The 25,508-nt window shown below is 67.4% G+C and carries 25 protein-coding genes; 5 read left to right on the forward strand and 20 right to left on the reverse strand.

The window, feature by feature from the left end:
* The first annotated feature begins 3 nt into the window (after positions 1 to 3).
* Positions 4 to 570 (forward strand): hypothetical protein, encoded by a 567-nt coding sequence (locus AMPC_RS08915; RefSeq protein ID WP_248345795.1) that lies wholly within the window; start codon positions 4 to 6, stop codon positions 568 to 570.
* A gap of 53 nt (positions 571 to 623) precedes the next feature.
* Here AMPC_RS08915 and dbpB (AMPC_RS08920) read toward each other — a convergent pair whose 3' ends face one another.
* The 8 genes from dbpB (AMPC_RS08920) to queC form a co-directional block, all read right to left on the reverse strand.
* Positions 624 to 1,667, reverse strand: coding sequence for a DGQHR domain-containing protein DpdB (dbpB, locus tag AMPC_RS08920; RefSeq protein ID WP_248345796.1), 1,044 nt, complete (start codon positions 1,665 to 1,667; stop codon positions 624 to 626).
* A gap of 89 nt (positions 1,668 to 1,756) precedes the next feature.
* Positions 1,757 to 3,043 carry a tRNA-guanine transglycosylase DpdA gene (gene dpdA / locus AMPC_RS08925; RefSeq protein WP_248345798.1) on the reverse strand — a complete coding sequence of 429 codons (1,287 nt, stop codon included), beginning with the start codon at positions 3,041 to 3,043 and terminating at the stop codon, positions 1,757 to 1,759.
* Positions 3,040 to 4,176, reverse strand: coding sequence for a DGQHR domain-containing protein DpdB (dbpB, locus tag AMPC_RS08930; protein ID WP_248345799.1), 1,137 nt, complete (start codon positions 4,174 to 4,176; stop codon positions 3,040 to 3,042). The genes dpdA and dbpB (AMPC_RS08930) overlap by 4 nt, the downstream gene beginning before the upstream one ends.
* Positions 4,166 to 4,612 carry a hypothetical protein gene (locus tag AMPC_RS08935; protein ID WP_248345800.1) on the reverse strand — a complete coding sequence of 149 codons (447 nt, stop codon included), beginning with the start codon at positions 4,610 to 4,612 and terminating at the stop codon, positions 4,166 to 4,168. The genes dbpB (AMPC_RS08930) and AMPC_RS08935 overlap by 11 nt, the downstream gene beginning before the upstream one ends.
* Positions 4,613 to 5,121: 509 nt before the next feature.
* The gene (gene folE2 / locus AMPC_RS08940) at positions 5,122 to 5,925 is read right to left on the reverse strand and encodes a GTP cyclohydrolase FolE2 (protein ID WP_248345801.1); all 804 of its coding nucleotides are present in this window, start codon (positions 5,923 to 5,925) and stop codon (positions 5,122 to 5,124) included.
* Positions 5,925 to 6,287 (reverse strand): 6-carboxytetrahydropterin synthase QueD, encoded by a 363-nt coding sequence (gene queD / locus AMPC_RS08945; protein WP_248345803.1) that lies wholly within the window; start codon positions 6,285 to 6,287, stop codon positions 5,925 to 5,927. Before queD ends, folE2 begins: the two co-directional genes overlap by 1 nt.
* 7 nt (positions 6,288 to 6,294) lie before the next feature.
* Positions 6,295 to 6,936, reverse strand: coding sequence for a 7-carboxy-7-deazaguanine synthase (queE, locus tag AMPC_RS08950; RefSeq protein WP_248345804.1), 642 nt, complete (start codon positions 6,934 to 6,936; stop codon positions 6,295 to 6,297).
* 6 nt (positions 6,937 to 6,942) lie between these two features.
* The gene (gene queC / locus AMPC_RS08955) at positions 6,943 to 7,653 is read right to left on the reverse strand and encodes a 7-cyano-7-deazaguanine synthase QueC (RefSeq protein ID WP_248345805.1); all 711 of its coding nucleotides are present in this window, start codon (positions 7,651 to 7,653) and stop codon (positions 6,943 to 6,945) included.
* 331 nt (positions 7,654 to 7,984) lie between these two features.
* Between queC and AMPC_RS08960 the strand changes: the two genes are divergently transcribed.
* Positions 7,985 to 8,266, forward strand: coding sequence for a helix-turn-helix domain-containing protein (locus tag AMPC_RS08960; RefSeq protein WP_248345806.1), 282 nt, complete (start codon positions 7,985 to 7,987; stop codon positions 8,264 to 8,266).
* Between the two features lie 242 nt (positions 8,267 to 8,508).
* Here AMPC_RS08960 and AMPC_RS08965 read toward each other — a convergent pair whose 3' ends face one another.
* Entirely contained in the window at positions 8,509 to 8,886 is a 378-nt protein-coding gene (locus AMPC_RS08965) for a PH domain-containing protein (RefSeq protein ID WP_248345807.1), read from the reverse strand.
* A gap of 439 nt (positions 8,887 to 9,325) precedes the next feature.
* Here AMPC_RS08965 and AMPC_RS08970 point away from each other — a divergent pair, with 439 nt between their 5' ends.
* The 3 genes from AMPC_RS08970 (at position 9,326) to AMPC_RS08980 (ending at position 14,773) form a co-directional block, all read left to right on the forward strand.
* Entirely contained in the window at positions 9,326 to 13,546 is a 4,221-nt protein-coding gene (locus AMPC_RS08970; protein ID WP_248345808.1) for an Ig-like domain-containing protein, read from the forward strand.
* Between the two features lie 260 nt (positions 13,547 to 13,806).
* Complete coding sequence (locus AMPC_RS08975) at positions 13,807 to 14,109, forward strand: hypothetical protein (RefSeq protein WP_248346427.1); 303 nt, start codon at positions 13,807 to 13,809, stop codon at positions 14,107 to 14,109.
* A gap of 31 nt (positions 14,110 to 14,140) precedes the next feature.
* Entirely contained in the window at positions 14,141 to 14,773 is a 633-nt protein-coding gene (locus AMPC_RS08980) for a hypothetical protein (RefSeq protein WP_248345810.1), read from the forward strand.
* A 4-nt stretch (positions 14,774 to 14,777) separates the two neighbouring features.
* On the opposite strand, the gene virB11 is transcribed toward AMPC_RS08980, so the two are convergent.
* From virB11 to AMPC_RS09035, 11 genes are all read right to left on the reverse strand, one after another.
* Positions 14,778 to 15,740 (reverse strand): P-type DNA transfer ATPase VirB11, encoded by a 963-nt coding sequence (virB11, locus tag AMPC_RS08985; protein ID WP_248345811.1) that lies wholly within the window; start codon positions 15,738 to 15,740, stop codon positions 14,778 to 14,780.
* A gap of 70 nt (positions 15,741 to 15,810) precedes the next feature.
* On the reverse strand, positions 15,811 to 16,992 hold the full coding sequence (virB10, locus tag AMPC_RS08990) for a type IV secretion system protein VirB10 (protein WP_248345812.1): 1,182 nt from the start codon (positions 16,990 to 16,992) through the stop codon (positions 15,811 to 15,813).
* Positions 16,993 to 17,000: 8 nt separating this feature from the next.
* Positions 17,001 to 17,765, reverse strand: a complete 765-nt coding sequence (locus tag AMPC_RS08995; protein WP_248345813.1) for a TrbG/VirB9 family P-type conjugative transfer protein — start codon at positions 17,763 to 17,765, stop codon at positions 17,001 to 17,003.
* 11 nt (positions 17,766 to 17,776) lie between these two features.
* Positions 17,777 to 18,454, reverse strand: a complete 678-nt coding sequence (locus AMPC_RS09000) for a virB8 family protein (protein ID WP_248345814.1) — start codon at positions 18,452 to 18,454, stop codon at positions 17,777 to 17,779.
* 175 nt (positions 18,455 to 18,629) lie between these two features.
* Positions 18,630 to 19,505: a type IV secretion system protein gene (locus tag AMPC_RS09005; protein ID WP_248345815.1), complete on the reverse strand. Its 876-nt coding sequence runs from the start codon at positions 19,503 to 19,505 to the stop codon at positions 18,630 to 18,632.
* 3 nt (positions 19,506 to 19,508) lie between these two features.
* Complete coding sequence (gene virB5 / locus AMPC_RS09010; RefSeq protein WP_248345817.1) at positions 19,509 to 20,204, reverse strand: P-type DNA transfer protein VirB5; 696 nt, start codon at positions 20,202 to 20,204, stop codon at positions 19,509 to 19,511.
* Positions 20,201 to 21,541: a DNA primase gene (dnaG, locus tag AMPC_RS09015; protein WP_248345819.1), complete on the reverse strand. Its 1,341-nt coding sequence runs from the start codon at positions 21,539 to 21,541 to the stop codon at positions 20,201 to 20,203. The genes virB5 and dnaG overlap by 4 nt, the downstream gene beginning before the upstream one ends.
* The gene (locus tag AMPC_RS09020) at positions 21,538 to 23,985 is read right to left on the reverse strand and encodes a VirB4 family type IV secretion/conjugal transfer ATPase (protein ID WP_248345820.1); all 2,448 of its coding nucleotides are present in this window, start codon (positions 23,983 to 23,985) and stop codon (positions 21,538 to 21,540) included. Before AMPC_RS09020 ends, dnaG begins: the two co-directional genes overlap by 4 nt.
* Entirely contained in the window at positions 23,973 to 24,323 is a 351-nt protein-coding gene (locus AMPC_RS09025) for a type IV secretion system protein VirB3 (protein ID WP_248345821.1), read from the reverse strand. The genes AMPC_RS09020 and AMPC_RS09025 overlap by 13 nt, the downstream gene beginning before the upstream one ends.
* A 7-nt stretch (positions 24,324 to 24,330) precedes the next feature.
* A complete protein-coding gene (locus tag AMPC_RS09030; protein WP_248345822.1) occupies positions 24,331 to 24,594 on the reverse strand; it encodes a TrbC/VirB2 family protein in 264 nt (87 codons plus the stop codon).
* Between the two features lie 43 nt (positions 24,595 to 24,637).
* Positions 24,638 to 25,231, reverse strand: coding sequence for a lytic transglycosylase domain-containing protein (locus tag AMPC_RS09035; protein ID WP_248345823.1), 594 nt, complete (start codon positions 25,229 to 25,231; stop codon positions 24,638 to 24,640).
* Positions 25,232 to 25,508: the final 277 nt, after the last annotated feature.

Below are 25,508 nucleotides of genomic sequence, written 5' to 3' on the forward strand. Positions count from 1 at the left end.
GCGATGCCCAACGTCACTTGGCAGGAACCACAGGTCCTGGTCGATATCCTCGGTATCAACCTGATGGCCGATGAGAACGAGATGTCGCTTCCCGGGAACCGCCAAATCGCGGTCATCTCCCCTTGGCTGTCAGACGTTGAAATCTTCCTACGGCCGGGACCGTGGCATCAGCAACTCACGACAGGCGATGCGGTCGGGATGTCGACACTGCATGTTGTGCTCTCGACCTTCTGCGCGCGCAAGTGGGAGGTTCACGTCGCGGTTCTCGCCTACGGACCAAACCCGTGCGGAATCACGAAGGACCCCGATCAGTACGGGTCTGAGCGGCGGTTCCTTCGGAAGCTCATTCGCCTTGGCGCTCAGGTCCACCTCGTAACCGACCTCCACGCGAAGGGGGTCGTGACCCCGCTCGGCATCATCACCGGGTCTACGAACATCACCAGCAGCGGCATGTTCGCCCAATCTCAAAACGCGAACTACTTCTCTAGCGCCCACCCTGACTACGAGGGGAACCGGATCCAGCTGCTTGCGCGTTACCAGGGCTTTCCCGCGATCGCGAACCTCGACTGAACTCCAGCGAGCTTCCCTGTGGGTCACGCCATAATATCGAGCCTGACGAGGGACTACGCAGCGCTTCCCACCCTCGTCTTGTATTGGACGAGCAGGTGGTTCGCGAGCAACTGGATGTCCTTCGAGGTGTTCTGCAATTCGTTCCACTTCCGTTGTTGCCCGGGCCCGAAGTCCCACACGCCGTCGGTCCAACGGCATACATCGCGGAGAGGTCCGAGATCGCGTGCAAATATGTCCACGGTTGGAAGTCGCTTCCCCCGGTGGCGGTCTCCAACCCAGTCCATCACGTGACCCATTGAAAGAATCCCCGCTCCATGCATAAGGCGGGACTTCTTTGGGGGCTTTCCCCAGGCATCCTCGAATACGATCCTAACCGCACCCCAGTAAGCGCAGAGCAACGAGAACATCGCCTCTACATCTGCCCCCTCCTTGGTCTTGTGCCGGTAGAGAACTCCCTCGCTGAGGCTCGCTTCAAGCATCCGTAGGATGGAGTTATCCTTAATGACTCCCTGAGGGTTAGTCGGCGTCTGGATAAGGCCCTTCATCGGGGAGTTCTCATCGCGGTTGAGAAGCGTCAGCAACTCAGCCGGGAACCGCCGCTTGTTCAGAGCCGACGAAAGCCTCGCCACGGTGTTCGGCAGCAACTCGTAGATGAGCCCCTTGGGAAGCGGCTTCGTCGAGTTCACGAGGATGAACTGCTCCGTCTGCTGCTTCAGGTCATCCGTAATGAACGCCGTGACGCACAACGGGAAAGCCTCCACCTCTGCTTCGCGAACGGCTGCTAGCCTCTGCTGTCCATCGACGATAAACCCGGGCTTGTCTTCCTCCTCCCAGCCATTCTCCATCGGGATGATGATCTCGCCAGGCCGTGTGTATGTCCCCGTAGGACCCAACGCGGACTCGAACCTCACACGCTTGTCGAACGCGAGCACCACGGCGTTAGGGATCATGGGGTTGTCGCTTTCGACGTACGACCTGATCTCATCGATGTGCGCGAGCACCTCCGGCCGTTGGTATCCGGCGACGTCATGACCAGCGCGTCGAATGCGCGAGACCGCCGCGAACTTGGGAACAACCTTACCGTCGACGGCGAACACATAGAGCCTTCGCCGAGGCCCCTGCTGCACTTCGAGTGCCGGAAGGCGAAGTTCATTCTTGGTTCGAGACATTTCGTTAACTCCGCTACTCATGCGGCCGCTTCGGCCGAACGGCCGAGTTCGCGCTGGAGACGCCGATAGAAGACGTACAAATTATGGAAGCCGCGACGCCGGTTACGTTCGGCTCCACGGAACAGGATCACGTGGTGACCGAGTTGACGGCACACCTCGCAGGCGCAGTTGCGCCATGGAGCGACCTCGAGGACTTCCCGATACGCGCTCTCGTTGTCCGTACTCGAGCGTCTGCGCTTGCTTACAGGGGAGTCCGAGCGATGTGGCCGAGCGAGGTGCTCGTACTCCATGAGAACGCGGACGACGTCCTTTACCCCAGCCTTCCCTGCCTCGTAGTCGCGCATCACGGCGAGGCACGCTCTTTCAAGGCGTCGCGCTATTGCCTGGTCGACCGCGCCGGACAACACCAACTTCTGCAACGTCGCGTTCCCTTCCACTTGCGGGATCCGGATGGCCGTGAACGCCCCGTCGAGTGTGTAGTAGTTGTCGCGATCGTCCTTGAACGCCTGGCGCAGCGGCGACGTGCTGTCGAAACTCGCGACGCCGTAGGAAGCGAAGCGGGGGATCGCCTCTGTGCGGGTCACGCCGAGCAAGTGCAACTTCGTCGAAGGCTTTCGAACGCCGGCAACGGCAGCAAGTGACGCGAGGATCTCCGGAGTCTTGAGTGGCACCATGCCGCCCATTGCGATGTAGCGATAGCCCATGGACTGCAGGGCCTTCACTGCGTTCGCATACGAATTTGGACTCCACCCTTGCGCTACTCCAACAGCGGAGAACATCGGCTTCGACTTCCGATGACGGTCCAAAAACTCCCGTGCAAGCTGAAGCGTGATCGCCTGACGTTCACGGATCTCCGGCGGAACGGCCGCTTCGTCCGCATCCCAGGTCGACTTGAACTCAAAGATGACATGGTCAACCGAAAGCCCGAAGTCAAACTGACAGTCGGAGTAGAACTGGATAACCTGGTCAACCGTGTACGGCGGCACCCTTTCCTTCACATAAGTGAACGCTCCGCAGTCCCCCATGACCGGAAGATCGTACGGTGCGTTATCGAGTCGGAAGAACTCACGGACACCGTTTCGGAGGAGTCGGTTCCGCTGACCGAGGGAGTACCGACTCCCGACACCACCGAACCCGTCGACGATCCCCTTCGAAACGAGGAGCCCATCGAACGCGCGCTTGCGAAAGATCTCGTGGGCGTACCGGTCGTCCCGCTGGCGGATGCGCGCCTCCGACCAACGCTCCTTCTCGAAGTCAAACCCAGGGTCCACGAGGTCTTGACTATCTGGAAAGAAGAACTTCATGCCGCACTCCGGCTGCGCTGCAGGTACGCACGGACCAGGAAATTGGAGAGGACCTTAACGTGCGTGGGAACGTTTTGAACCTCGTTCCATCGAAGGCCGCCGAGTTCCGTCCACTCGCCCTCGGTCCAGTGGCACTCGTCCTTGACGCGCAGGAGTTCCCGCCTGACGAGTTTCTCTGCCCTCTTGTCGCCGAGTCGCACGACACCCATGACTCGGTCCATTAGGCGCCCCATCGCGCGAATGCCGGCGCCGTGCATGAGACGGCTTCGTGAGGGAGGGAGTCCCCAGGCCTCGGGGAATACCGACTTCACGCCGTTCCAGTACAGCAGGAGGACGAGTCTGACGCCCGCGAAGTCCGTCTCGCCGGTAGCAATGTTGCGGTAAGGGAACAGGCATCCGGACGGGGTAGTCAGGCTTTCGTGGATCATCTGGAGCACGGCCGTGTCGCTCACCACCGCCTTGCCCTTGCCCGCGCCTTTCATCGAGGTCCGATGAATGAGACCCAAAAAAGGTGACTCGGGATCGCGGTTGAGCAACTCCGTCAACTTCGCTGGCGCGTGTCGAGCGGCGAGATGCGTCGGAAGGACGGTATCCACGTCCGGAAGAAGTTCGTTCACCAGACCGCGAGGCAGCGGCTTGGTGTTGTTGATCCGAAGAAACTGCTCCTTCTGGGACTCCAGGTCATCGGCGATGAACGCATTAACCGGAACGAGCAAGTCCCGGCGTTGGCACCGCGAAAGCGCAAGGGCCCGCTGCTGACCATCAACGATCCACGCGGGACGCGGCTGACCATCAGCGGAGAGAACGATCTCGATCGTCCCAGCGTCCGCGAGCGCCTCGTCGATCTTGGGCCCCCTCATCTCCTTGAACACCACGCTAGACGAAAGGGCCAAGATCACGGAGTTCGGGAAGAGCACCGGACCGCTATCGAGGTATTCGATGATGCCACGAACGTGCTTCTTTACCTCGGGGCGCTGGTAGCCGATCAACTTGCCGACCTCTGTCCGCGACACACGCGAAACGTCGGCTACCTGTAGCAACTCCGCTGCAGTGAGCGTAAACAAGTACAGAGGATGCTTCGGGTCCTGAACAATTCTCAGCGCGCGGCGGCGTATCACGGTTTCAGTGGACACGGCTGGCGACCTCACGGAAGAGGTTCTTGAAGCGCTTCTGCTCACATGCCCTGCCGGCATCGCGCAGCATCCGCAACGCGCGCGTGCAACTGAGGTCCGGTGCAGTGCGAAGTTCTTGCTTGATGAACCGCCTTACTTCGTGGTCGGTCATCGGCTGGCGCTCAGGGGCGGGGCGAAAGTCAGCCGACTCAGCGAGTTGCTGGTAACGGGCGCGAAGCGTTTCCGAATCGAGACCATGGGTTCGCGCGCCAGCGAGGATGTGGCGCGCAATCCGCGCGTGCAGAGCCGGGCGAGCTCCCTGCACCTCGGCAAGGAGACGCTCCTGTGACACGACGACATTGCGGCTCAGCTGGTCGCCTCCCCCGAATTCTTGCGACGTGACGACGATCAGTCGACTCCCGAGGACCTCTGCTGCGCCCCGGAGATCGTCGGCCATGGCCTGGACGTATCGCGGGGACGCAACCACCATCACGTGTGCGTGCGGTTCAGCCGACGCGAGATCCGTGACCCGTCGCGGCTGACGGGTCGGTCCGTTCCATCGAGCAAGTTCGGCCCACCACGCGGAGACCTGCTCAGCTACCGAATAGGGCTCGGCAGTGCACGCAACGGAGTCCGCTTCGCCCACCCTGAACGTGGCCGAGTACCCGTGCAACTTGGCGTTGGAAGGCACGAGGCCATACCCGGCCGACGCGACCCACAGCGATGCAGCGATCCGGGAAGCTTCGGCCACGAGTGGCAACTCCCTAACTACCGCCCAGTAAGGACCAACGTACAGGTCCTTCGCTTCCACGGAGTTACCGCGAGCTGAACTCAGCGCTTTCACGAAACTCGAGAGGCGGGACATCGACCCGTGCGCGTGGTGCGACCCGAGCCGACGCTCGCCCGGCACTGCCAGGCGCTTTCGGTCGGCGCAGTTCGCGACGATGTGAAGACGGGTTGCCATCGCTAGACGGAAGGACGCTTCCACTCGATTCGCGCGAAGGCGCTGTGGTTGTGGATGCTCTCCTGGTTCACTGCTTCCACTCTGAACCAGGCAATGCGGTCGTCCGATTGAAGCTTGGACGCGACGTTACGGACCATATCCTCGACGAACACCGGGTTGTCGTATGCCTGCATGGTGACATGCCGCTCGTCCGCACGCTTCAGCAGGGGGTACACGGGAGCGGAGCCCGAGGTCTCGGCCACCGCAACCAGTTCTTCGATCCAGATGAGCGCGGGATGACCTTCCGCCTCGCGTTCCCCACGAACCTCGATGGTGACAAGGCCTCGTTGGTTGTGCGCGCCGTAGTCGCTGATGGCCTTAGAGCATGGACACAGGCTGGTGACCGGAACGCGAACCCCCAGCAGGAAGTCATCAGAGCCGCCGTTGACCTCTCCGATGAACCAGCAGTCATAGTCCATCGGCGCGGTGGCGCCACTCACCGGCGCAACGCGCTCGAGGAAATACGGAAAACGGACCTCGATGCGCGCACTCTCCGCCTCGAGAACCGCCTTGAGTTGCTTGAGGACCGTCGGCAGCGTCCGCATCGTCACCTCACCGCGGTGCTCGGAAAGCACCTCGATGAAGCGGCTCATGTGCGTGCCCTTGAAATGATGCGGAAGGTTCACGGACATCGTCAGACTAGCCACTGTCTGCTGCTTCTCGTGCAACCGGTCGAGAATGACGATCGGGTATTTCAGGTCGGTCACCCCGACCTGATCGATCGCGATCTTCCGGTCGTCGGGCGAACCCTGGAGGTCGACCATCATCACTCCTCCTCCCCGCGGTAGATGCAGCCCGAAGTGCATGTCTCACGAACGACGATCTCGGACAGAAGCGGAAGTCCGGGCTTCAAACGACGCCAGATCCAGCGCGCCAGCACCTCGCTCGTGGGGTTCTCGAGGCCGTCAACCTCGTTGAGATAGTAGTGGTCGAGCCTGTCCAGCAGAGGCTGGAACGCCTTCTTGATATCGCCGAAGTCCATCACCCAACCGGACTCCGAACCCACCGGACCCCGGGCGTGCAACTCGACCATGAACGAATGGCCATGAAGCCTGGAGCACTTGTGCCCAGGCGGGACGTTAGGCAACCGGTGCGCCGCCTCGAACGTGAACTGCTTGAAGAGTTCCACGGTCCTCTCACCGGATTCCGAGCCACTTGTGTGCCTGGAGACTTACCCGCCATGGTGGATTCGCGAGGCAGTACTCGAGGACGCGCTGCGTGTTCTCAACGCGGCGCGGCCCGTCCATCGGCTGCAGGAAGAACTCTGCGAACGGTAGCGAGGCGTATCTCTTCGGCTCCGCACCAAACTGCGGGAAGATGAGCTTGAGCTCGTTGCCCGTGCGCACAGCGAGTTCCGTTCCCGCTTTTGGGCTGACACACACCCAATCGATTCCGCTGACCAGCGGAACGGTCCCGTTCGTTTCGACGGCGATTTCAAACCCCCTCACATGCAGAGCTCTCACGAGTAAAGGGTCGAGTTGGAGACCCGGCTCCCCGCCAGTGCAAACCACGAAAGGCCGCCGGTTCGGCGCAGTCGAGCCAGGCCACGCGTTGCGAACCGCATCGGCGAGATCATCCGGCGAGGCAAATCGCCCTCCGCCGGGTCCGTCGGTCCCGGAGAAGTCCGTATCGCAGAAGCGACACACGGCTGAAGCGCGGTCGACTTCCCGCCCAGACCACAAATTGCAACCCGAAAACCGACAGAACACGGCGGGGCGCCCGGCGTGGCCACCCTCGCCCTGAACCGTGTAGAAGATCTCTTTGACGACGTATGCCATCGGGCTCTACGGGGCTCGTCCGTATACCGGGTCGGTCATCCCAAGCTCCTCAAAGCCCTTGTTCCTTAGAAGGCACGAGTCGCAATGGCGACAGGCTGCGCCACTCGGTGATGGGTCATAGCAGGAACTCGTCAAGGAATAATCGACACCGAGGTCGAGTCCCTTGCGGATGATCCCTGCCTTGGTGAGCCGAAGCAGCGGCGTGTGAATCCGCAACCGCTGACGCCCCTCGACTCCCGCCTTCGTGGCGAGATTCGCCATCCGCTCATACGCTTCGATGTACTCGGGCCGGCAGTCCGGGTAGCCGCTGTAGTCGAGTGCGTTAACGCCGAGGAAGATGTCGCCTGCCTCGAGCACCTCAGCCCACGCGAGGGCGAACGACAAGAAGATGGTATTGCGTGCAGGGACGTACGTTACCGGGATGCCCTCACCCATGTGGTCCAGGGGCCTATCTTTCGGAACCGCGATGTCGGCCGTCAGCGCCGACCCGCCGAACACCCGCAGGTTGATGTCGGCAATGACGTGCTGCCTCACGCCGTAGCGGGAGGCGACCCGCTGCGCTGCTGCGAGTTCCGCAACATGCCTTTGTCCGTACCTGAAGCTGAGGGCGTACGACTCGTAGCCCTCTGAATTCGCGATGGCGAGAGCGGTCGTCGAGTCCAGGCCACCACTCAGAAGCACGACGGCTTTCGATCGATCAGACATCGTCTTCACCATATTCACCTGCGGCGCGGATGACGGAAACTGCGTCCGTCGGTCGGACCTGGAACCGCACAGTTTCGTATCACTTCAGATCGGCGACTCCTACAGATTTCGAACGGTGCCCGGTGCCGAGATCTACCATGCAGGCCTGACGTCAGGGCCGCACGGGATCCCCAACCTGCTCCGTTGCCGTGAGGCCCCAGTTTTACATCGGTTCTAGAGTTCGAAATTTCGAACCCACGATAGCCATCTCTCGGGCTACCGTCAACCTGTGCCGAAATCCGGACGCAGGAGCACCCTTCACCGGCGTGTGCCGGACGCGCTTGCGCAGCGCGTCGGCGCCCGCGTGAAGTCGCTTCGCACCACGCGCGGCATCAACTTCGACGCGTTTGTCGAGGAGTGCGAGGTCGGAAGGGGTTACGTCTCAGAGCTTGAACGCGGGTTCGTTGTCCCCAGCGTGACCGTCCTTGCGAAGGTCGCAGCCGTCTTAGAGGTCACCATGGCGGACCTGGTGGCCGGAGAATCTCCTCGAGAGGAGTTGTTCAAGGAGACCGTTGGCTTGCGGGAGGAGCAGATCCGCAACTTGCTGGAAACAGTTCGTCAACTCAAGGCATCCTCCCACTCCTGACGAGTGCAGCCAAGGGAACCTCGACCCGTGCCTTAGATTCGGAGTGTGACGACTGAAAACGCCTGCCGCCCGCCCCGACTCTTAGACCAAGATCGAAACCCTGCACCTGTGCTACAATGGCCTGCTCGATCCAATTGGCGTTACGCAACCCCCGGTGCTGATGCTGGCGCGGTTGCTTTCCACAACCTCGACCTAGCCAAGCTTTGCGGCGATGTTGCGCCAGACGTCCCGCATTTGACCATCTAGTCGACTTCGCGAGCTGCCTCCACCATCGCCTTCCGGAAGGCCATCGGACGCGCCATGGGCAGGAAAGCCTGTCGCCCGCCGCCCACCCCTACGACGAGCACTGACCCGAAGCCCAAGAGCCTGGCGAGAAGGCTCTGCTCGACGCGGATCGACTCGAAGCGGCTCAGCGAAAGCTCGAAGGTGCTCCGGCGCAGGAACCCGCTCGCGATGACGATGCGTCGGCTCGTCACGACCGCCTCGCAGGTCAGCCAGCGCGCGAGCGGGAGGAGGAACAGCGTCAGGAACGCAGAGGGGTAGAGGAAGATCGTCCAGTGCAGGCGACCGCGATGCAGGATCTCCTCCTCCGGCGCCACGATCGAATCGACGTATCGCATCGGTCCTCCTTGCTTCATCCGGGCCGTCCGCAGGCCCGCTCTCGCGATTGTCCACGCCGCTCCGACACAGCGTGACGCGGAGCCGCAGCTTCGACCCTGGCGCCCGAGGCGGATAGCAAGCTCGGGTCTGTCCCGCGCCTCCGCGCGCGAAGCCCGGCAATGCACCGCACCTGTTCGGGCCCCACGCAACACCAACAGTCAACGCAAAGCGAAGCCCGCTTGATTTCGGTCACGTTCCGGCTTCCTTGATGGGGCGGGCCATTGACACACAGTTCAGGCATGGCACAGCATGACCGCAGCTCGTGAGCAAGTGACCTCTCGACCGGCAGTGACGCCGGCCATGAGGGAAGCCTGTTCTCGGGATCGCCCGAATCCACCAGGTTCGCGCAGTCTCAAGGGGGAACTCATGAACTGGCCTCGCGCTTGCTCTAGCGTCCTCTTGCTTTCGCTCGGCGGAAGCCTGCTCTGTCTGCCCGGCTGCTCCGGCCAGCCGGCGCTCGACTCGGCTCCGGCCCCGCAGATCACCTTCCTCGCCCCTTCGCCGAACGGAGCCGTGCACGGCAAGGTCCCGGTGCAGGTCCAGGTGAAGGGCGTCGCCCCGCTGTCCTCGGTGGCGTTCACGGCGCCGGCGAGCCTCGTCTCGGCCCAGCCGAGCTTCGTTGACAGCTACAAGACCAGCGCCACGCTGCTGGCCGTCCTCGACGCCAGCGGGCTCGCGGACGGGCCGGTCACGATCACAGCTGCTGCCGAAGACGAGCTCGGCCACCGGACCACCCAAGACCTCCAGGTCACGGTCCAATCCCGGGGAGCCAGCATCACCGTCGCGAGCCCGAGCGAACAGGCGACGGTGAAGGGGACGGTCTCGGTGACTGCGCAGGCTACTCCCGACAGCGGCGGCAACGTCGTGAGCTTCGTGATGGTGGATGCTCCCCCGGGCATGGGCATGAACGCGGCGTCGGACCCGGGCTCTTTCTCGGCGACCTGGGACACCACCAAGGCGCTCGAGGGCGCGGCGAGCCTGCACTTCCGGGCGACCGACAACGCCGGGACGGTCTCCGATAAGACCCTCACGGTCGTGGTCGACAACGTTCCGCCCGGCAGCTTCGATGTCCGGGTCTCGGCGGGCGCGCCGATCCAGGGCGCCACCGTGGCGGTCATGGCCATCGACGATTCGACGGGCGCGGTGAACACCGCCATCGGCCAGAGCGGGCTCCTCGGGGTCGGAGGGCCGACGGACGCGAACGGGAAGGCCACCGTCGTCCTCACCACAGAGAACTACGTGGGCCCGGTCCAGGTGATCGCCTCGGGCACGGCCCTCAGCTACTCGGATCCGAGCGCCGCCACCCCGACCAACATCCAGATCCCGGCCGGCTTCACCTTCACGTCCTACCTCGCGAGTTACGCGAGCGGCACCGGCGTCACGACACCCCTCTCCCTCTGGACGACGCTCGCCGACCACGAGGCGCTCGCCTACGCGAAGGGGCTCCACCCGGCCCATCCCGGCAAGAGCAGCCTCAGCAGCGCGCTCACGCTCCGCGACCAGCTCTTCGTGAAGCACATCACCGCGAGCGCTACCGCCTGGTCACCGGCCGCGCTGCGCTGGACCGTCCCGGTCATGCTCACCGCGGGGTCGCAGACCCTCCTCGACGCGTCCTACGCCGGGCTCTTCGACGTGGCCCTGAACCAGCTTGCCCGCGACACCGCCCTCAAGGCCGGCTACGGCTCGGACTCCTCGGCCATCAACGCCATCTCCCTCGCGCAGCTCCTCGAGCAGGACCTCGACGCCGACGCCCAGTTCAACGGCAAGGGGCCGCAGGGCACGCTGCTCCGGACGCTGGGGACGACCCCGGTGACGCTCGACTCGCAGTTCCTGCGAGTCCCGCTCGCCACCGCCCTCGACGAGTGGATCCGCTCGAGCCTCAACAGGTCCGGCATCTCGCGTACCGACCTCACCAACGCCGGCGTCTACGACGCCATCACGGCGGACGCGACCGACCTCTTCGGCGACCCGCCTAGCCTCGGGTTCGACACCACTCCGCCCTCGGTGGTGGCGACCTTCACCTACTCGGTCGCGAACGGCCCGCAGAACGCCGCCCCGGTGGGTGCGAACAAGAACCTCGTCGGCGGGATCGTGACCGTCACCGTTGACGCCGCCGACGTATCGGGCGTCGCCTCCATCGCGGTCACCGTGAGCGGCTCGGCCGTCTCGCGTGACCTACAGCGCTCGACGGCGAGCCACTTCGTCGGCACCTGGGACACGACCAAGGCCGCCGACGGCCCCGTCTCCTTCGTGGTCACTGCGATCGATACGATGAGCAACGCCGGCACGACGACCTTTACGCTTGTCGCCGACAACACCCCGCCCTCGATCTCGGTCGCGAAGCCGCTCCCGAGCGCCTTCTATTCGACGGCAATCGATCTCGATGTCACGGCGACCGACGCCGGGGCTGCTCCGAGCGGGGTCGCGTCGCTGACGCAGCTCGGGCTCGCCGGCTTCCTCTCCGCCGACTCGAACCCGGCCCACCTCGTCGGGACCTGGGACACGAGCGCGGTCGCGGCCGGCGCGACCTCCGTCGCTACGACCTTCACCGCGACCGATCTGGTCGGCAACTCTACGAACCTCCAGATCAGCATCCATCTCGACCGGACTCCGCCCGCGCTCTCCTGGGCAGTGACGCCCCCGGCCGCCATCCAGCACGCGAGCGACAACCTCGGGCACTACTCCCTGCTCTTGAAGGCCTTTGACAGCCCAGGGGCGGGCGTCAAGGCGGTACACGCGCGCGTCGGCACCAGCTTCCCCGTGGACGGGACGCTCCAGCCGGACGGCTCGTGGTTGGTCACGGTCCAGCTTGCCTCCTCCCAGCACAACAGCATCGCAGTCTGGGCCGACGACCTTGCCCTCCCGGTCGCGAACAGTGGAGTGAACGCTCTCGCCCCCTACCAGCTCACCGCCGACATCCTCATCGACAACACCCCGCCCACCGCCACCTCCGACGGCGCCTTCGCCTCCTACTACGACGAGCGGGGCATGACGATCCTCGTCGACGGCTCGGGCCGCGCCCAGATCCCTGCGCAGTACAGCAAGGGCCCCCTGGTGGTGATCCCGTCCGGAAGCTCCATCTACAAGACGGCGACTCGACTTGGCTCGGGCGGCACCCCCAACATCGCCGAGATCGAGAGCACCAACGCGAACAACACCCCCACCTTGCGCTTCGTTGTGCCGTATTCGGCGGCGACCGACTCGGCCATCGTGAACGCGAACTTCACCGCGCTCGTCTCCTCGGGCGGCTCCACCCCAATCGCTGCCAGCGGCGCCCTCTTTCCGAGCACCAGGACCGACCCGAGCAACCTCTACTTCGACCTCCCACTCTCGAGCGACATCGTCCCGCCGCTCGCGAGCGTGGCCGGCGCAGCGACGGTATCGGTGACCCTCTCCCTCGCTGATGCTGCCGGCAACACCGCCTCCGTTGGGCCGTTCACTTACACCTTCCACGTCATCGGCCCGGTGGTCGCGATCGTCGAGGACACGAGCTACCCGACTGCGGGGGATCCCAAGGCAGCGACGAGCTACACCGTCACCGCCGCCGCCTACGCCTCGCTCTTCACCTATTCCCCGGCGTTCCTGCCGGAGCAGCAGGTGCGGCTCGTCCGCTACCTGGTGAGCAATCCCGCCTCGACCCCGGTGGCAGTGACCGCCCCGGTATCCGGTTCCGTCGCCGTCAACGAGACCTGGTCAACCGACAACGCTTCCATGAGCGGCAACTACGCCGCCGACGGCTTCCTCTTCCAGGGAACAGTCTCCTGGGGCGACCAATGCGACGCCATCCCGCAGTATCCCGGCGAGACCGCCGGCAGCGCGCCACAGTCCTGGACCTATCTCTCCCATAGCAGCGGGATGGGCCAGCAGTACTCGGTCGAAAACTACTCCGGACAGCCCTGGGACCGAGCGAACTCGGCCGCGACCATCTACCAGGCGGAGACCGCTGCGCCGGGCACGCTCGCCTACGTAGTGGCGTCTGACCACGAGGGAAGCGCTGCTCAGGTGGTCGCGGGCGAGTACGTGGTCCCGGCGGCGCAGGGCACGGTCCCCGGGGAGATCGCCATCTACGTCACGCGCCCGGCCGCGACCAGCCGGGCGCAGCTCCCGCTTAACTTCACCAAGGTGAACCCCACCAGCTCGACTCCGCCCCGCTTCGAGATCTGGAGGGACGACGCCTGGCTCAATGACGGCGTCGACCGAGCCTGCACGCACGTGGTGACGCAGAGCGCCGACATCAACCAGAGCCAGGCGGCCTGTCTCGCCTTCGGCGCCGACCCCTCCGCGGTCGTCCCGACATCCGACGTGCGCGGCAGCGGCTGCCGCTTCAACCAGGACAGCTGGTGGAACGCTCGCGGATACGCGTGCGTCTGCTACATGCCCGACCTGCCCGGCTGGTCCGGCATCGCCAGCCCGGCCGTGTACACCTGGTCCACGAACGTCGGCAGCATCTACCGCAACTGGCAGAGCTACCGTTTCGTGAACTACCTCGCGCAGTCCGTAGAGCAGCTCTCGGGGTCGTTAGGCCTCGTGAGCCAGGGGCTCCTCCCGAACCTGCAGCCGTTCGGTGAGCCCCAGACCCTCAAGAGCGGCGTCTCCTTCGCCCGCACCCTCTCCCACTGACAGGAACAACCATGCCATCGCGCCGCCACCTCGCCGCCCTCCTCGTCCTTTGCTCCCTTGCCTGTAACGGCGCCACCGGCCCGCAGGGACCGGCGGGGCCGCAGGGGCCGGCGGGCCCCCAGGGAATCCCCGGAGCCGCAGCTGCTCAGGGGGCCATCGGCCCCCAGGGGCCGGCGGGGCCGCAGGGACCTACTGGGCCGCAGGGCCCCACGGGGCCCACGGGGCCCACGGGATCTCAAGGTCCTGCGGGCCCCCAGGGCTTGACCGGCGGCGGGCTCTACACCTCGCGCGCCGACATCTACTGCCGGCACTCGGCCGTGGGGACGACGAGCGGCATCACCGGCGTGTCTTGCGATGCCGCCGCCGACCTCCCGCTCACCGGCTTCTGCACCGAGCACGAGACGCAACTGCTCCACCTCGCGTCCGATCCCACCAACAACGGCTGGCCGGGAAACTCCATCTTCCCGGCAGCCATCACCTGCATCTGGACCGACAACACCGGGACCGCCGTGAACACCTTGACCACCTCGCAGGCCCACATCTGCTGCATCAAGCACCCGTGAGCCGAGGGACCTCGGCGCCTGGAGACTCGCCATGAGACCAGCGCGGCTCTTCCTCCTCGCAGTGCTCGCCATGTTGCGCCCCGTACCGGCGCATGCCGACAGGGGCGAGACCTACGCCCTCCTCTCGGTCGAGCCCGGGGTGGCCGGCTTCAGCGACCCTTCGTTGGGGAGGGCAAGCTCCACCCAGTTCCGCAGCGAACTCGGGCTCGTCGGCTACTACGGCCTCACCAACGCGCTCCACGTCGGCGCGGCCGTCCGGTACGCCACCAGTTCCGGCCTCTCCTTCTCGCCCTCCGCTGCGGGCCTTCCCGGCGGTCCCACCTATCCCGGAACCCTCGTCGCGACCGACCAGGCCTTCTCCGCTTCGGCCCTGGCTCTTTACCGGTTCGACAGCGGCTACCACCTCGCGCCCGTCCTCGCCGGGGAGGTCGGGTACACCACTCAGAGCCTCCACGACGTCGCTCTTGTTCCCCAGGGCACGAGCTACGGCATCCCTCTCTCGTCCAGAACCGATTCCGCTCCCTTCGCGCGCGTCTCCGCGCTCGTCGAGTGGCGCTTCGCAAACCGCTGGGTCTCCATCGCCGGCGTGGCGGTCATGCGAACCGGGCTACAGTCTGCGCCCTGGCAATGCACCTTCCCGATCATGGTCGGGATGATCTGGTAGCCCTTCACCCCTCGCGCCGGGCGAAGATCGGGTCGAAGTAGACCTCGGTCACCCGCCGCTCGGACATGAAGAGTACGACGTCGAGGGTGGCGTGGAGAACGCGCCGGATCTCGGCGACCTCGAGCCCTCGCCCGACCTCGCTGCTCTTGACCAGCCCCGCGATGCGATCGAAGGCCTGCACGGCACCGTTCGCGTGCGTCGTCGTGACCGAGCCCGGGTGGCCGGTGTTGAGCCCCTGGACGTACTCCCAGGCCTCGCTCCCGCGCAGCTCGGCGAGGAAGATCCGGTCGGGCGAGAGGCGCATGCAGGCCGCGAGGCACGCCTCGGCCGTCACGCGGCCCGGGCCCTCGCCGTACATGAGGTGGACGCGGTTCGGATGGCATGGGAGCGCGAGCTCGTGGACGTCCTCGATGGTGACGATCCGCTCGTGGGCCGGCACCTCGGCGACGAGCGAGCGCGCGAGGGTGGTCTTGCCCGAGCCGGTCTTGCCGGCGATGACGACGTTCCTTCGCGCCAGCACCGCGCGCTGGAGGAACGCAGCAAGCTTCCCCTCCCGCTTGAGCGCGAGGAGTTCCACGTCCACGGGCTCGATCCGGCCGGCGTCCTGGCGGTCCGCCGCGGCGCGTGCTTCCTCCTTCGAGGGCCGGTGGAAGCTCACGTCCCGCGCCCCTTCGAAAGCTCCCTCCCCCTCGAGCTCCTCGAGAGTACGCACCGCCTGGAGGTGCTTGCGGATGGTGAGCGGCGTGAAGCCTCTCACGCAGGCCGGCTCGCGAACGATCTGGCCCCGCTCCCCGCCTGGCAGAACGACCGAGGCGAGGCTCCGCAGAGCGAGGCCGCTGTAGACCGCCATCCCGGTCGTGAGCGCGTCGAGGTGGGCGGCCGTGAGCGCCGGCGCCTCCTCCCGCGCCCAGCCCGCGAACGTGCGGAGCCAGAGCTCCCCGGGGCGGTTCACCGCGAGCTCGGTCACCTCGCCGCGAGCGAGGTAGGGCTCCAGTGGGCGGAGGAGCTGCCGGAGCGCGGTGTCGCGCCCCGGCCGGCTATCGATCTCGCTTCTCGGTTTGTTCGAGCCCATAGACACCCCGGAAGTCGAGGTCCCGCGCGACCAGGATCCCCACCCGCTCGCCCTGGTTCACATAGAGGGTCGGGGGGATGTTCACGGTCGGCTCGAGCGAACGCGCCACCACTTCCTTGCCGGCGTTGGCGGTGTTCGCGACCGTGATGTTCGTGCCCTGCTGCGCCCCCCCGGCACGCGCGGCGGCAGCATCGGCGCCGTCCTCGATGACGCTCAGGAGGATGGCCGCGCCGAAGCGGTCCCAGAAGTGGGTGTCGACCGCCCCGCCCACGCCGGCCTCGCCGAGCGCCCCCGTCCCCGGCGACTGCAGGTCGACCACCACACCGGACGGCGTCTCCACCCGCGTCCAGAGGATGAAGATGCGCGCCTCGCCCTGCCGCACTCCGCCCTGGTAGCGCCCCACCACCCGGGAGCCACGGTCGAGGAGGACGACCCGTCCGTTCGTCGAGTAGACGTCTCGGGTGAGATAGCAGGAGGTCATCCCCGCCACCGTCGAGACCACCTTCGTCTCGAGGACGCAGTCGAGCATCGCCCCCTGGGTGACCAGGTAGTCGCGGTCGGGCAACCTTCCCGCCGCAGCACCCTTGAGCTCGACCGGCTCGAGCTTCTCTTCCAGGCCGTTCGCGCGATGGGCGCCGGCCGCGGGGGCCTCGAGCTGTGGCAAAGGCCCCCGCCCCGGCGGAGGTGTGGGCGCGGAGCTTTCTCCCTCCGTAGGTCCGAAGCCACGCGAGAGCCGCCGCTGCAGGGGGTCCGTCTCGGCGGGCGCGGCCGGTCCCGCCGTTTCGACCCCGGTGAGAGGGATCGGCGGCGCGACGATTCCGGTGGGGACTACGGGCGCAGGCGCCTCCGCGGGCGCGGCGAGCTTGAGCGCGGGCACCCGCTTCTCGACCCGCTCGCTCGCCTTGTCCTCCCGGCGCGCCTCGCTCTCCCGGCGGGCCGAGCGCGCCTTGAGGAGGAGCGCCGAGGCGAACGCGAGCGCGACGAGGCTCCCGAGCACGAGGAACGTCCGGGCGCCCACCGGCCAGGGCCGCCGGGCTCCTCCGAGTTGCGCCTTCCCACGGGCGCCCTCGACCTGTTCCCTAGCCTCCACGGCCTCCCGCTCGCGGTCGCGCTCGTCGAGGACAGCGCCGGCGTCGATCTCGGTCACGTTCATCGCTACCTCCAGAGCACGCGGTTCACGTCGGGCGAGGCCGTCCTGCTCGCGTTCCTACGACCGTCGGGGTCGTAGGCGTCGTTCCAGACCGCGAGCGCTCGGGAGCCAAGCCGGAGCACCCAGCGGGCTGCGACCTTGTGGACCACCACCACGTCGACCGCCGATCCGGTGCTGTGCCGGTTCACGATCGACTCGGCCCCGCTCTCGTCCACGAGGTAGATGGCCGGGAGGTCCCGCTGCCCCGGGAACTTGAAGTAGGTGAACTCCCGGTCGTCCCAGGTGTTCACCGGGGCGAGGTCGAGGTCGCCGCTCATGCTGTAGGCGAGGTTCGGCTTCTCGCCGTTCCGGGCGAAGCCCTCCTCGACGGCGCTCTGCCTCAAGCTCTCGCGCCGCTTGCGGGCCGCCGTGTCCGGGTAGCGGAAGACCACCTCGAAGGTCGGAGCTGCCGCCGGCGCGGCGAGGAGCCTCAGGCCAAAGTGGTAGCTTCGCCGGTCGGTCACGACGGTCAGGTTCGAGTCGGCGTTGGTCGCGACGGCCTTCAGGAAGCAGTGGTTACCCTTCACGGCGAAGTCCCACGCCTTGCCGTCGCCAAAGGCATGCGTCACGTAGCTCTCGCCCGGCTCGAGCGCGACATGGGTCACCACCCCTGCGACCGCGTCGATCTGGACCACCTCGTCGGGGGCATAGGTGACGTAGCGGATGCGCCGGTCGGCGGCAGGGCCGGCACCAATGGCGAGGATGGCGGCCACGCAGATCATCGAGCGCATCGAGAGCTCCTCTACCCGCCGCCCGGGATCTCGGGATCGACCCGGTAGCTCGTCACCTGGAAGCCGAGGGGGTTCACGAGCCGGTCCTGCTCGCGCATCGGCCCCGCCGCGTACCGGAAGCCGACCGTGGCGACGAGGCTCTCCTCGGCAGGAGGTGCGCCGTCGCTCCGCGTCGTCCGCGCGACGAACCTCACCACGGCGGTGTCGGTCGTCGTCCCCGGCGTGATGGAGCGAACCTGCGGGAAGATACGGACCCGGTTCGAGAGCACCTTGTCGCGCGCCTTGGGGCCGTCGAAGAGCGCCGCGTACTCGCGCTGAACGTCCGAATTCGAGAGGAGTGCGGTCGTATCGTAGGCGGTCTGGAGCGTCGGGTAGTCGTAGCTCTCGCGGGCGAGAACGTACTTGTTGAGGAAGTAGCGGTCGACCACCTCTCCGTAGCTCGCTTTCCCATCGCGGAGCGTCGTCACCAGGTCGACTGCGCCGGTGGCGTTGTCCACCCGCAAGACGAAGGCCTCGACGCGCTTCAGGGGGAGAAGCGCCACGAGAGCACCGACCGCCGCGAGCACGAGGACGGAGGCGCCAGCGGCGACCCGCCACGCCGCCCGCCTGGAGCGCACCAGCTCGTCGAGGTAGTCGCGCTCGAGCCCCCGGCTCTCCTCGAGGTACCTCTCGAGATCGGTCGCCTTCATCGCCACTCCACCTCCCCTTCGCGCTGGCGTTCCCTCGACTGCGGCCGATTGCCTGCGGACCCGAGCTCCGGCGGCGCCGTCCGGTTCACCGGCACCCGCCGCGACTCGTCGGGAGGCTTCGGGCCTGGCGCCGAGGCGCAGGCCGTCGCGACGAAGAAGAGCAGGGCGAGCCCCCTCATCGCGGTCTCTCCATGAGCAGGATCCGGTGCGCGTACCCGCCGCCCAGCCCGACTGCGAGGTGGTGCAGCTCCTTCAGGATCGCGACCGAGACGATGGTGAGGAGGAGCGCGCCGCCGATGCCGTAGGAAACGTTCATGTCTCCGTCGAGCGCCACCCCGCCCATGTAGTTCGTGAAGATGGCGAGCAGGAAGGTGAATACCGCCGCGAACGTCACCACCACGAGCCCGTAGGTCGCGATCATCGCCACCCAGCGCTCGAAGAAGCGCTTCGTCCCCTCGAAGAGGAGCGCCGCGATGAAGATGGGTCCGAGCCCGACGAGGAGCGCCAGCATCACCTTGGCGACGAGGATGAGCGCTCCGCCGACCCCGACCATGATCACCGTCGCGAGGAGGAGGAGCACGCCGAAGGTGTAGAAGGCGATCCCTTGCTGCGTCATGAGTCCGCCCTTCTCGAAGGCGTCCTCCGCCTTCGCGAGCCCCTGGCCCGCGGCCCGGTCGATGAGCGCCGCCTGGCCGCCGCCGGTGTCGAGCGGGTCGGCGCTGAACGAGAGCCGCCCCTCGCCGCCCGCGACCACGGCGGCGAGCTCGTCGGGCGTCGTCCGAATGACTTCGGCGATCTCGCCCTGGTAGAGGCCGGCCCCGAGCGCGATCGAGACGATGAGCGCCGTCCGGACCACCTTCCCGAGGAACTCCTGCACCGGCTGGGCGACAGCCCCCCGCATGACGAGGATGCCCCAGAGGATGAACCAGACGGTGAGCCCGGCGCTGAGCACCGGCGTGATGGCGACGATGACGCGAGAGGAGACGTCCCTCGAGAAGGCGGTGCTGACGCGGTCGAGCTCGGCGAAGAGTGGCGTGAAGAGGCGGAACACGGGTCACCTCCCTGGTGTCAGGCTGGCGCTGCAGCAGGCCGGCATGCCGCGGTTCGACGCGCCCAGGATCCGCTGCGCGAGGTCGCTCTTCTGCTGCTCCACGAGCTTCTCCTCGGCCCGCTGCAGCATGGCGACGAGCTGCAGCTTCGTCGCCTCGTTCTGCACCGCCGCCTGCTCGACGGCGAGGCGCGCGTGGAGCTCCTGAATGCCCTTCGGGTCCTTCGTCGTGTTGATGCGGCGCATGAGCTGCTCGATCTGGGAGAGCCGGGCCCGGGCGCCGTCGTAGGCGCGCAGCCCCACCGCCTTGTCCGTCGCCGCCGCCGACCGGCTGCGTGCGGCGATGCCCGCCTGCGCCGCCGTGGTCGAGTCCGGGAGCCGCTCCGCGGCCTGGATGCTCCGGAGCGAACCCGAGATGCCCGCGTACCCGCCTGCCATCGCGCCGTCGTAGACGTGCGCCCAGTCAGAAGGGAGCGCCTCCCGGAGCGCCGGGTCGTAGAGGATCTCGCCGAGGTTCCGGGTTCCGCTCACGGCGGCGTAGGCCGCCTGGAGCTGGTTGAGCTGGTCCCCCAGCGTCTGCACCGACAACGTCATCTGCCCGAAGGTCGAGGCGTCGAAGACCGGCATTCCCGCGGCGCCAGCCCGGCCAGCGGCGAGCGCGCCGGCCAGCGCGACGACGGCCCAGCTTCCGCGAGCGCTCACGGCCGCCCTCGGTTCGACGCGCGCTGAAGCTCCTGGCGCAGGGGGCCTATGTCGAGGTCGAGGCGGCGCGCCAGCACCCGCTCGAAGGTCGCCCGTGGCAGCCCCTCGGACGCCGCGAGCACGAGCGGGGCCACCGCCCGGAGGACCGCGAGCTTGTGCTCGACCGGCGCCTGCGTCCCAAGCCCTCCCGCCCGCCTGCGGATGGCGTCGTCGATGAGGAAGTCGGTGAGCGGCCGGCTCTGATCGACGATCGCCTCCATCCCGCGGCGCCCGAAGCGGCCGAGGAACGCGTCCGGGTCGCTCTGCCCCTCGAGCGCGGGCGGGAGCCGCGCCACCGAGGCGGTGAGCGTCGAGCCGAGGAGCACCCGCGCCGCCCGCTGGGTCGCCATCGCCCCCTCCTCGTCGCCGTCGAAGAGGAGCACCACCTCCTCGCAGCCGGTCGCCGCGAGGAGGTTCAGTTGCTCCGAGGAGAGCGCCGGGCCTCCCGTTCCCACTGTCGAGACGAATCCCGCCTGGTGGAGCGCGAGGACGTCGAAGTAGCCCTCGACGAGAATGGCCTTCCTGCCGTGGCGGATGGCCTCTCGCGCCTGAAAGAGGCCGAAGATCGTGTGCGACTTCTTGTAGAGGGGCGTCTCCGGGCTTGAGAGGTAGGTCGGCTCGGCGTCATCCCGGAGCGCCCGCCCGGCGAACCCGATCACCCGGCCGTATCGGTCGAGCGTCGGGAAAACGATCCGGTCCCGGAACCGATCGTGGTAGCGGGCCCCCACCCCCTCGCGTGCCGCCAGGACCCCGGCCTCGCGCTGCACGGCCGGAGCGATCCCCGCCGCCTCAAGCGCCCCCTGCGCTCCGTTCCAGGCGTCGAGGGCATAGCCGAGCCGGAACGCTCGCGCGGCCTCCTCGGAGATGCCACGCCGGGCGAGGTACTCGCGCGCCCGTTCGCCGTCCTTCCCCCAGAGCTGGCGCTGCCAGTGGGTCGCCGCCGCCTCGCAGGCCGCGAGGAGCGCGACCCGCTTCGCCCGGGCGCGCTCCTCGTCCTCCGAGAGCGGCTCTCGCGGGAGGGCGATCCCGAGGGAGGTCGCGACCTCGCGCACGACAACCGGGAACGGCTTTCCATCCGCACGCTGCAGGAACTCGAACAGGTCCCCGCCCGCGCCGCAGCCGAAGCAGATGTAGCGCTTACCGGCGGGATAGAGCCGGAAGCTCGCGTTCCGGTCCTCGTGGAACGGGCAGGCGCCGGCGTAGAACCTTCCCCGGCGCTCGAGCCTCACCCGGGTTCCGACGAGCTCGACCGGGTTGGCGCGCCTGCGGACCTCTTCGATCAACTCGGGTGCGATCATGAAGCCTCCTCGAGCGGCTCGGCAGCGACGCCGACCCGCTCCCAGAACCGGGGGAGCCACTTCTCGGGCACGTCTCCAACCTCCCGGGTGAGCTCGGCCGCAAGCCGGGCCCGGTCGGGCGTGCCCGAGAGCACCGCCAGCGCGCCCTCCATACCCGAGAGATCGAGCTCGGCGACGGCGGAGCTCTCGCCCTGCTTCACCAGGAACCGGCGGCTCGCCTCCGGAAGCGTCCGCACGAGCTCGTACTCGGCCGGCGTGAGCTTTAGCCCCTCGACGTAGTCCTCGCGCGTCGCGCTCGGGTTTCGAAGGAGGAGCAGGGTCGCGCACTGCTGGAGCACCGACTTGCCGACCGGGCTCTGGAGCGCGTCGTCGGGCTCCTGGGTGCAGAGGATGAGGAAGCCGTCCTGCTTGCGGATGGTCTTCCCCTTGTTCTTCGTGAGCTCGGCGAAGTCCTCCGCCGAGAGCGCCCGCCACCACTCGTCGAAGACGTAGATGAAGCGCCGCCCGTCGAGCATCGCCTCGGTGCGGTAGAGGAGGTACTTCATCATCGGCCCGCGCGCGTCGGCGGCGTCGAGGAGCTCGGTGATGTCGAAGCCGTAGACCCGGTGAGAGGAGAGGTCGAGCAGGTCCTCCTCGTTGTCGAAGACCCAGCCGTACTCGCCACCCGCACACCAGCGCCGGAGCCGCGAGGCGACGCTCGGGTGCGCCCCCTCTCCGCTGGCCGGGTCCGGGAGCGACTGCAGGAGGACCGAGAGGCGGCGGTCGCGCCGGTCGATGAGCGTCATGGTGGTGTTGACCGCGCTGTCGATCTCCTCCTCGTCCCGGTGCGTGAGCTCGGCTCCTCCCGCGCGCGCGAGCGCCTTCACGAGCTCCTTCAGGAAGAGGAGGTTCGCGCTCGTGGGCTCGAGCTGGAACGGATTCCACCCTGTCGGCTCGCCGCTCCGGAGCGGGAGGTAGCGGCCGCCCATGGCGCGCACCGCGATCTCGAGCCCCCGGTCCTTGTCGAAGGCGACCACCGTGGGCCGGAACTTCTGGACCTGGGCGAGGAGGAAGCTGAGGAGCACGGTCTTCCCGGCACTGGACTGGCCGAGGATGAGCGTGTTCCCGAGGAGCCGCTTGCCCTCGGAGTCCTCGCCCGGCGGCGAAGCGTGGAAGTTGAAATGGAGCGGCGTCCCGCTCGCGGTGCGGAGCACCGTGACCGCCGGCCCCCACGGGTTCCCTTTCGCCTTCCCGCTCATGAAGTTGTGGAAGGGCGAGAAGCAGAGGAAGTTCTCGGAGGTCACCGCCATCGGCCTGGGCCGCCAGCGGAAGTTCCCCGGGAGCTGCGCCCAGAAGCCCGCCTCGAGCGCGAGGTCCAGCGGCTTCGCCACGATTCCCCGGTCCAGGAACTCGGACCGTGCCCAGGCGAGGTGCCCGCGCACCTCCTCCACGCTCTCCCCGAAGGCGAGGAGCGTGGCGTGGTGCTCGCCGAGGACGAACTCGCCCGACATGAGCTGGTCGAGGGCGCGGTCGATCTCGGCGATCTGGCTCTTGGCGACGTCCTTCGCGTCGAGGAGTCGCTGCTTGTGACGCTCCAGGAATCCCTTCGCAGCCTGCTTCGAGAGCGCGGTGAAGCTCTGGGAGAGCACCAGCTCGAAGTCGGCACGGAGCAGGCAGTCGAGGTCACCGGCGAGGGTGCCCCGGCCGTCGTACTCGAACACCTCCAGCATCCCGAACCGGCGTACGCGGTCTGGGAGCCGGAGCTCGCCCACCTCCCCGTGCCAGCCGAAGAGCGGCCGGTTCACGACCATGTAGTCCCCGAAGCGCCCTCGGCAGACCGGCATCGGGAGCCGCTCCCCGTTCACGAGCCGGGCGAGGAACTCGAGCGGCGCCGAGAAGACCTTTCCTTCCGCGCCCTCGTAGGTGCCGAGGAGCTCGGCGCCATAGCGGCGCAGGGTGACGCCGAGGGCGCGGTTCACGTCGTCGAGCCGGGCGATGCCGTCCTGCTGGCGCCGGAGCTTCGCCTCGACGCTCTCCTTCTCGCGCCGCCCGAGGGCTTCGAGCACCTCGTCCCCCACGGTCCGAAGCACGGGCGTGAGGTAAAGCTCGTTCAGCATGAACTTCGAGCCGCGCAGGCTCGCCGCGTAGGCCCGGTCGAGGTTCCGGCAGAACGAGTTGTCGAAGGCGCTCGGCTCGTAGTCGTCCGCCCGCCGGCGGACGAGGTGCGACCAGAAGGCGACGCCCGGCTCCGCGAGCCCGCGCCAGGCGTTGTTGAGATCCGCCACCCAGGAGGCGCGCTCCTCGGCCGAGGCGGCTTCATGCGCCCGCCCCGCGAGCGCCCAGGTGGAGAGGTACTCGCCGCCGCGCGTCGCGAGGATGGTCGGCGTGACGTGGTGCGAGTACGGCAGGAAGTCGAAGACCGGCCGCTCCGCCCCGCGCACGCGGTCAGTGGCTAGCCCGCCCATCGACTCTCCTTCCCCTGCCAGCTGCGCAGCCCGCCCTCGGTCAGGGCGTAGGTGGAGGCACCCCACGGATCCCGGAGGCCGGCGCCCATAAGCAGGCGGAGCCGGTTCCTGAGCTTCGTGAGCGCACAGAGCCAGAGGATCCGGAAGGCGCGGTCGTCGGTGCGCGTGACCTGCGCCATGAGGAGCCACCCGGGGATAAGCAGGGCGAGCCAGCCCACCCCGAGGAGCACGGTGGCGCTCGCCACCGTGACGACCAGGATCACCGCCGGGACGAGCGGCACCCCGGCGACGGTCGGCACGCGGGTGGCGCCCTTGAAGAGCGGAAAGCGCGCAGTCATCGCCGCCTCACGAGAGGAGCATGCTGACGAGTTGGCTCGCGCAGCCGACCATGAGGACGCCGCCGCCCCATTGCGCGAGCGTCCGGAAGTGGATCACCCGGAGCCCCCACAGGACCGCGAGGATGATGAGCGAGACCACCGCGACGATGGGGATGAAGAGCATCAGCTCGCCCTGGAAGTTCTGCAGGGTGGAGCGGGCACGCGAGAGCCCCTCGGCCCGGACCGTGCCGGCGAGGGACGTCATCGCGACTACGAACGAGAGCTGCTTCACGCTTGGCTTCATCGGTCTCTCCCTGGTGACTGCGGGTGGGGCGTCAGCGGCGGGGCTTCGCCTCGCCGAAGGCGTCGGCGAGGGCGAACTGGAACGCGTCGTGGGATGGATCAGACTTCGGGGCGGCGGGCAGCGGCCGCGCGCGCTCGCGCCGAGCGCTGCGCACGGCCGGTGGCAGCGCTTTCTGCGCCAGCGCAGCACGCACCGACGCGACGTAGCCGTTTGCGAGGCCGCGTGTGAAGTGGCCGGTGTTGTAGCAGGAGAGCGCCGCCGCCCTGGCGCGCTCGCCGGGGCCGTACCGGCGCTCGGCCCGCCCGCGACACTCCTCGAGCACCGCGCTCGCGGCGCGCAGGTTCGTGCAGGGCTCGAAGACACTCTTCGCGTCGAGCCCGAGCCGGGCGAAGTTCGCGCTGTTCACCTGACCGAGCCCGGCGTCGAAGCTGTAGCCGCGCTCCGCGAGCCAGCGCGCCATGGCGGACGCCTCGCCGCGGTCGCGCGGCTGCCGGACCAACTCCACCCCGCCGTTGACCGCGAGCGCGAGGGGATCCCCGCCGGACTCCACCCGCACTATCGCTGCGAGGAGGTCGAGGTCCGCGGCGAGGCCGCAGGACATGGCGAGCGCGACTACGCTCGCCATTTGCCTTCACCCTGCCCGCGACAGGGCCCCGTCTCGCCGGCTCCGTTCACCATGTTTGGCATGGTGCAACGTGCCCGCGCGTTTCGTCAAGACGCCCGCCCTACAAGGGTACTCGAAGCCCTCGCCACCGAAGACGGCCGATGAGCGCGGGGCGGCTTCCGACGTGACCGTCACGGACGGCAATATCACCGCCCGAGCGCTGAGCTTCTTCGAGATGCGCGACGAGCGGATCTGGCGCGTGACGGAGTTCTGGCCAGATCCCTTCCCAGCCGCGGCC

Origin of the sequence: Anaeromyxobacter paludicola (assembly GCF_023169965.1) — a bacterium.
GTDB lineage: Bacteria > Myxococcota > Myxococcia > Myxococcales > Anaeromyxobacteraceae > Anaeromyxobacter_B > Anaeromyxobacter_B paludicola.

Excerpts from the sequence above, each read along its gene's own strand:
- AMPC_RS08915 (WP_248345795.1), top strand. The coding sequence starts at position 4 with ATGCCCAACGTCACTTGGCAGGAACCACAGGTCCTGGTCGATATCCTC.
- dpdA (WP_248345798.1), bottom strand. The coding sequence starts at position 3,043 with ATGAAGTTCTTCTTTCCAGATAGTCAAGACCTCGTGGACCCTGGGTTT.
- AMPC_RS08935 (WP_248345800.1), bottom strand. The coding sequence starts at position 4,612 with ATGGCCGACGATCTCCGGGGCGCAGCAGAGGTCCTCGGGAGTCGACTG.
- folE2 (WP_248345801.1), bottom strand. The coding sequence starts at position 5,925 with ATGATGGTCGACCTCCAGGGTTCGCCCGACGACCGGAAGATCGCGATC.
- queE (WP_248345804.1), bottom strand. The coding sequence starts at position 6,936 with ATGGCATACGTCGTCAAAGAGATCTTCTACACGGTTCAGGGCGAGGGT.
- queC (WP_248345805.1), bottom strand. The coding sequence starts at position 7,653 with ATGGTGAAGACGATGTCTGATCGATCGAAAGCCGTCGTGCTTCTGAGT.
- AMPC_RS08965 (WP_248345807.1), bottom strand. The coding sequence starts at position 8,886 with ATGCGATACGTCGATTCGATCGTGGCGCCGGAGGAGGAGATCCTGCAT.
- AMPC_RS08980 (WP_248345810.1), top strand. The coding sequence starts at position 14,141 with ATGAGACCAGCGCGGCTCTTCCTCCTCGCAGTGCTCGCCATGTTGCGC.
- AMPC_RS08995 (WP_248345813.1), bottom strand. The coding sequence starts at position 17,765 with ATGCGCTCGATGATCTGCGTGGCCGCCATCCTCGCCATTGGTGCCGGC.
- AMPC_RS09000 (WP_248345814.1), bottom strand. The coding sequence starts at position 18,454 with ATGAAGGCGACCGATCTCGAGAGGTACCTCGAGGAGAGCCGGGGGCTC.
- dnaG (WP_248345819.1), bottom strand. The coding sequence starts at position 21,541 with ATGATCGCACCCGAGTTGATCGAAGAGGTCCGCAGGCGCGCCAACCCG.
- AMPC_RS09020 (WP_248345820.1), bottom strand. The coding sequence starts at position 23,985 with ATGGGCGGGCTAGCCACTGACCGCGTGCGCGGGGCGGAGCGGCCGGTC.
- AMPC_RS09025 (WP_248345821.1), bottom strand. The coding sequence starts at position 24,323 with ATGACTGCGCGCTTTCCGCTCTTCAAGGGCGCCACCCGCGTGCCGACC.
- AMPC_RS09035 (WP_248345823.1), bottom strand. The coding sequence starts at position 25,231 with ATGGCGAGCGTAGTCGCGCTCGCCATGTCCTGCGGCCTCGCCGCGGAC.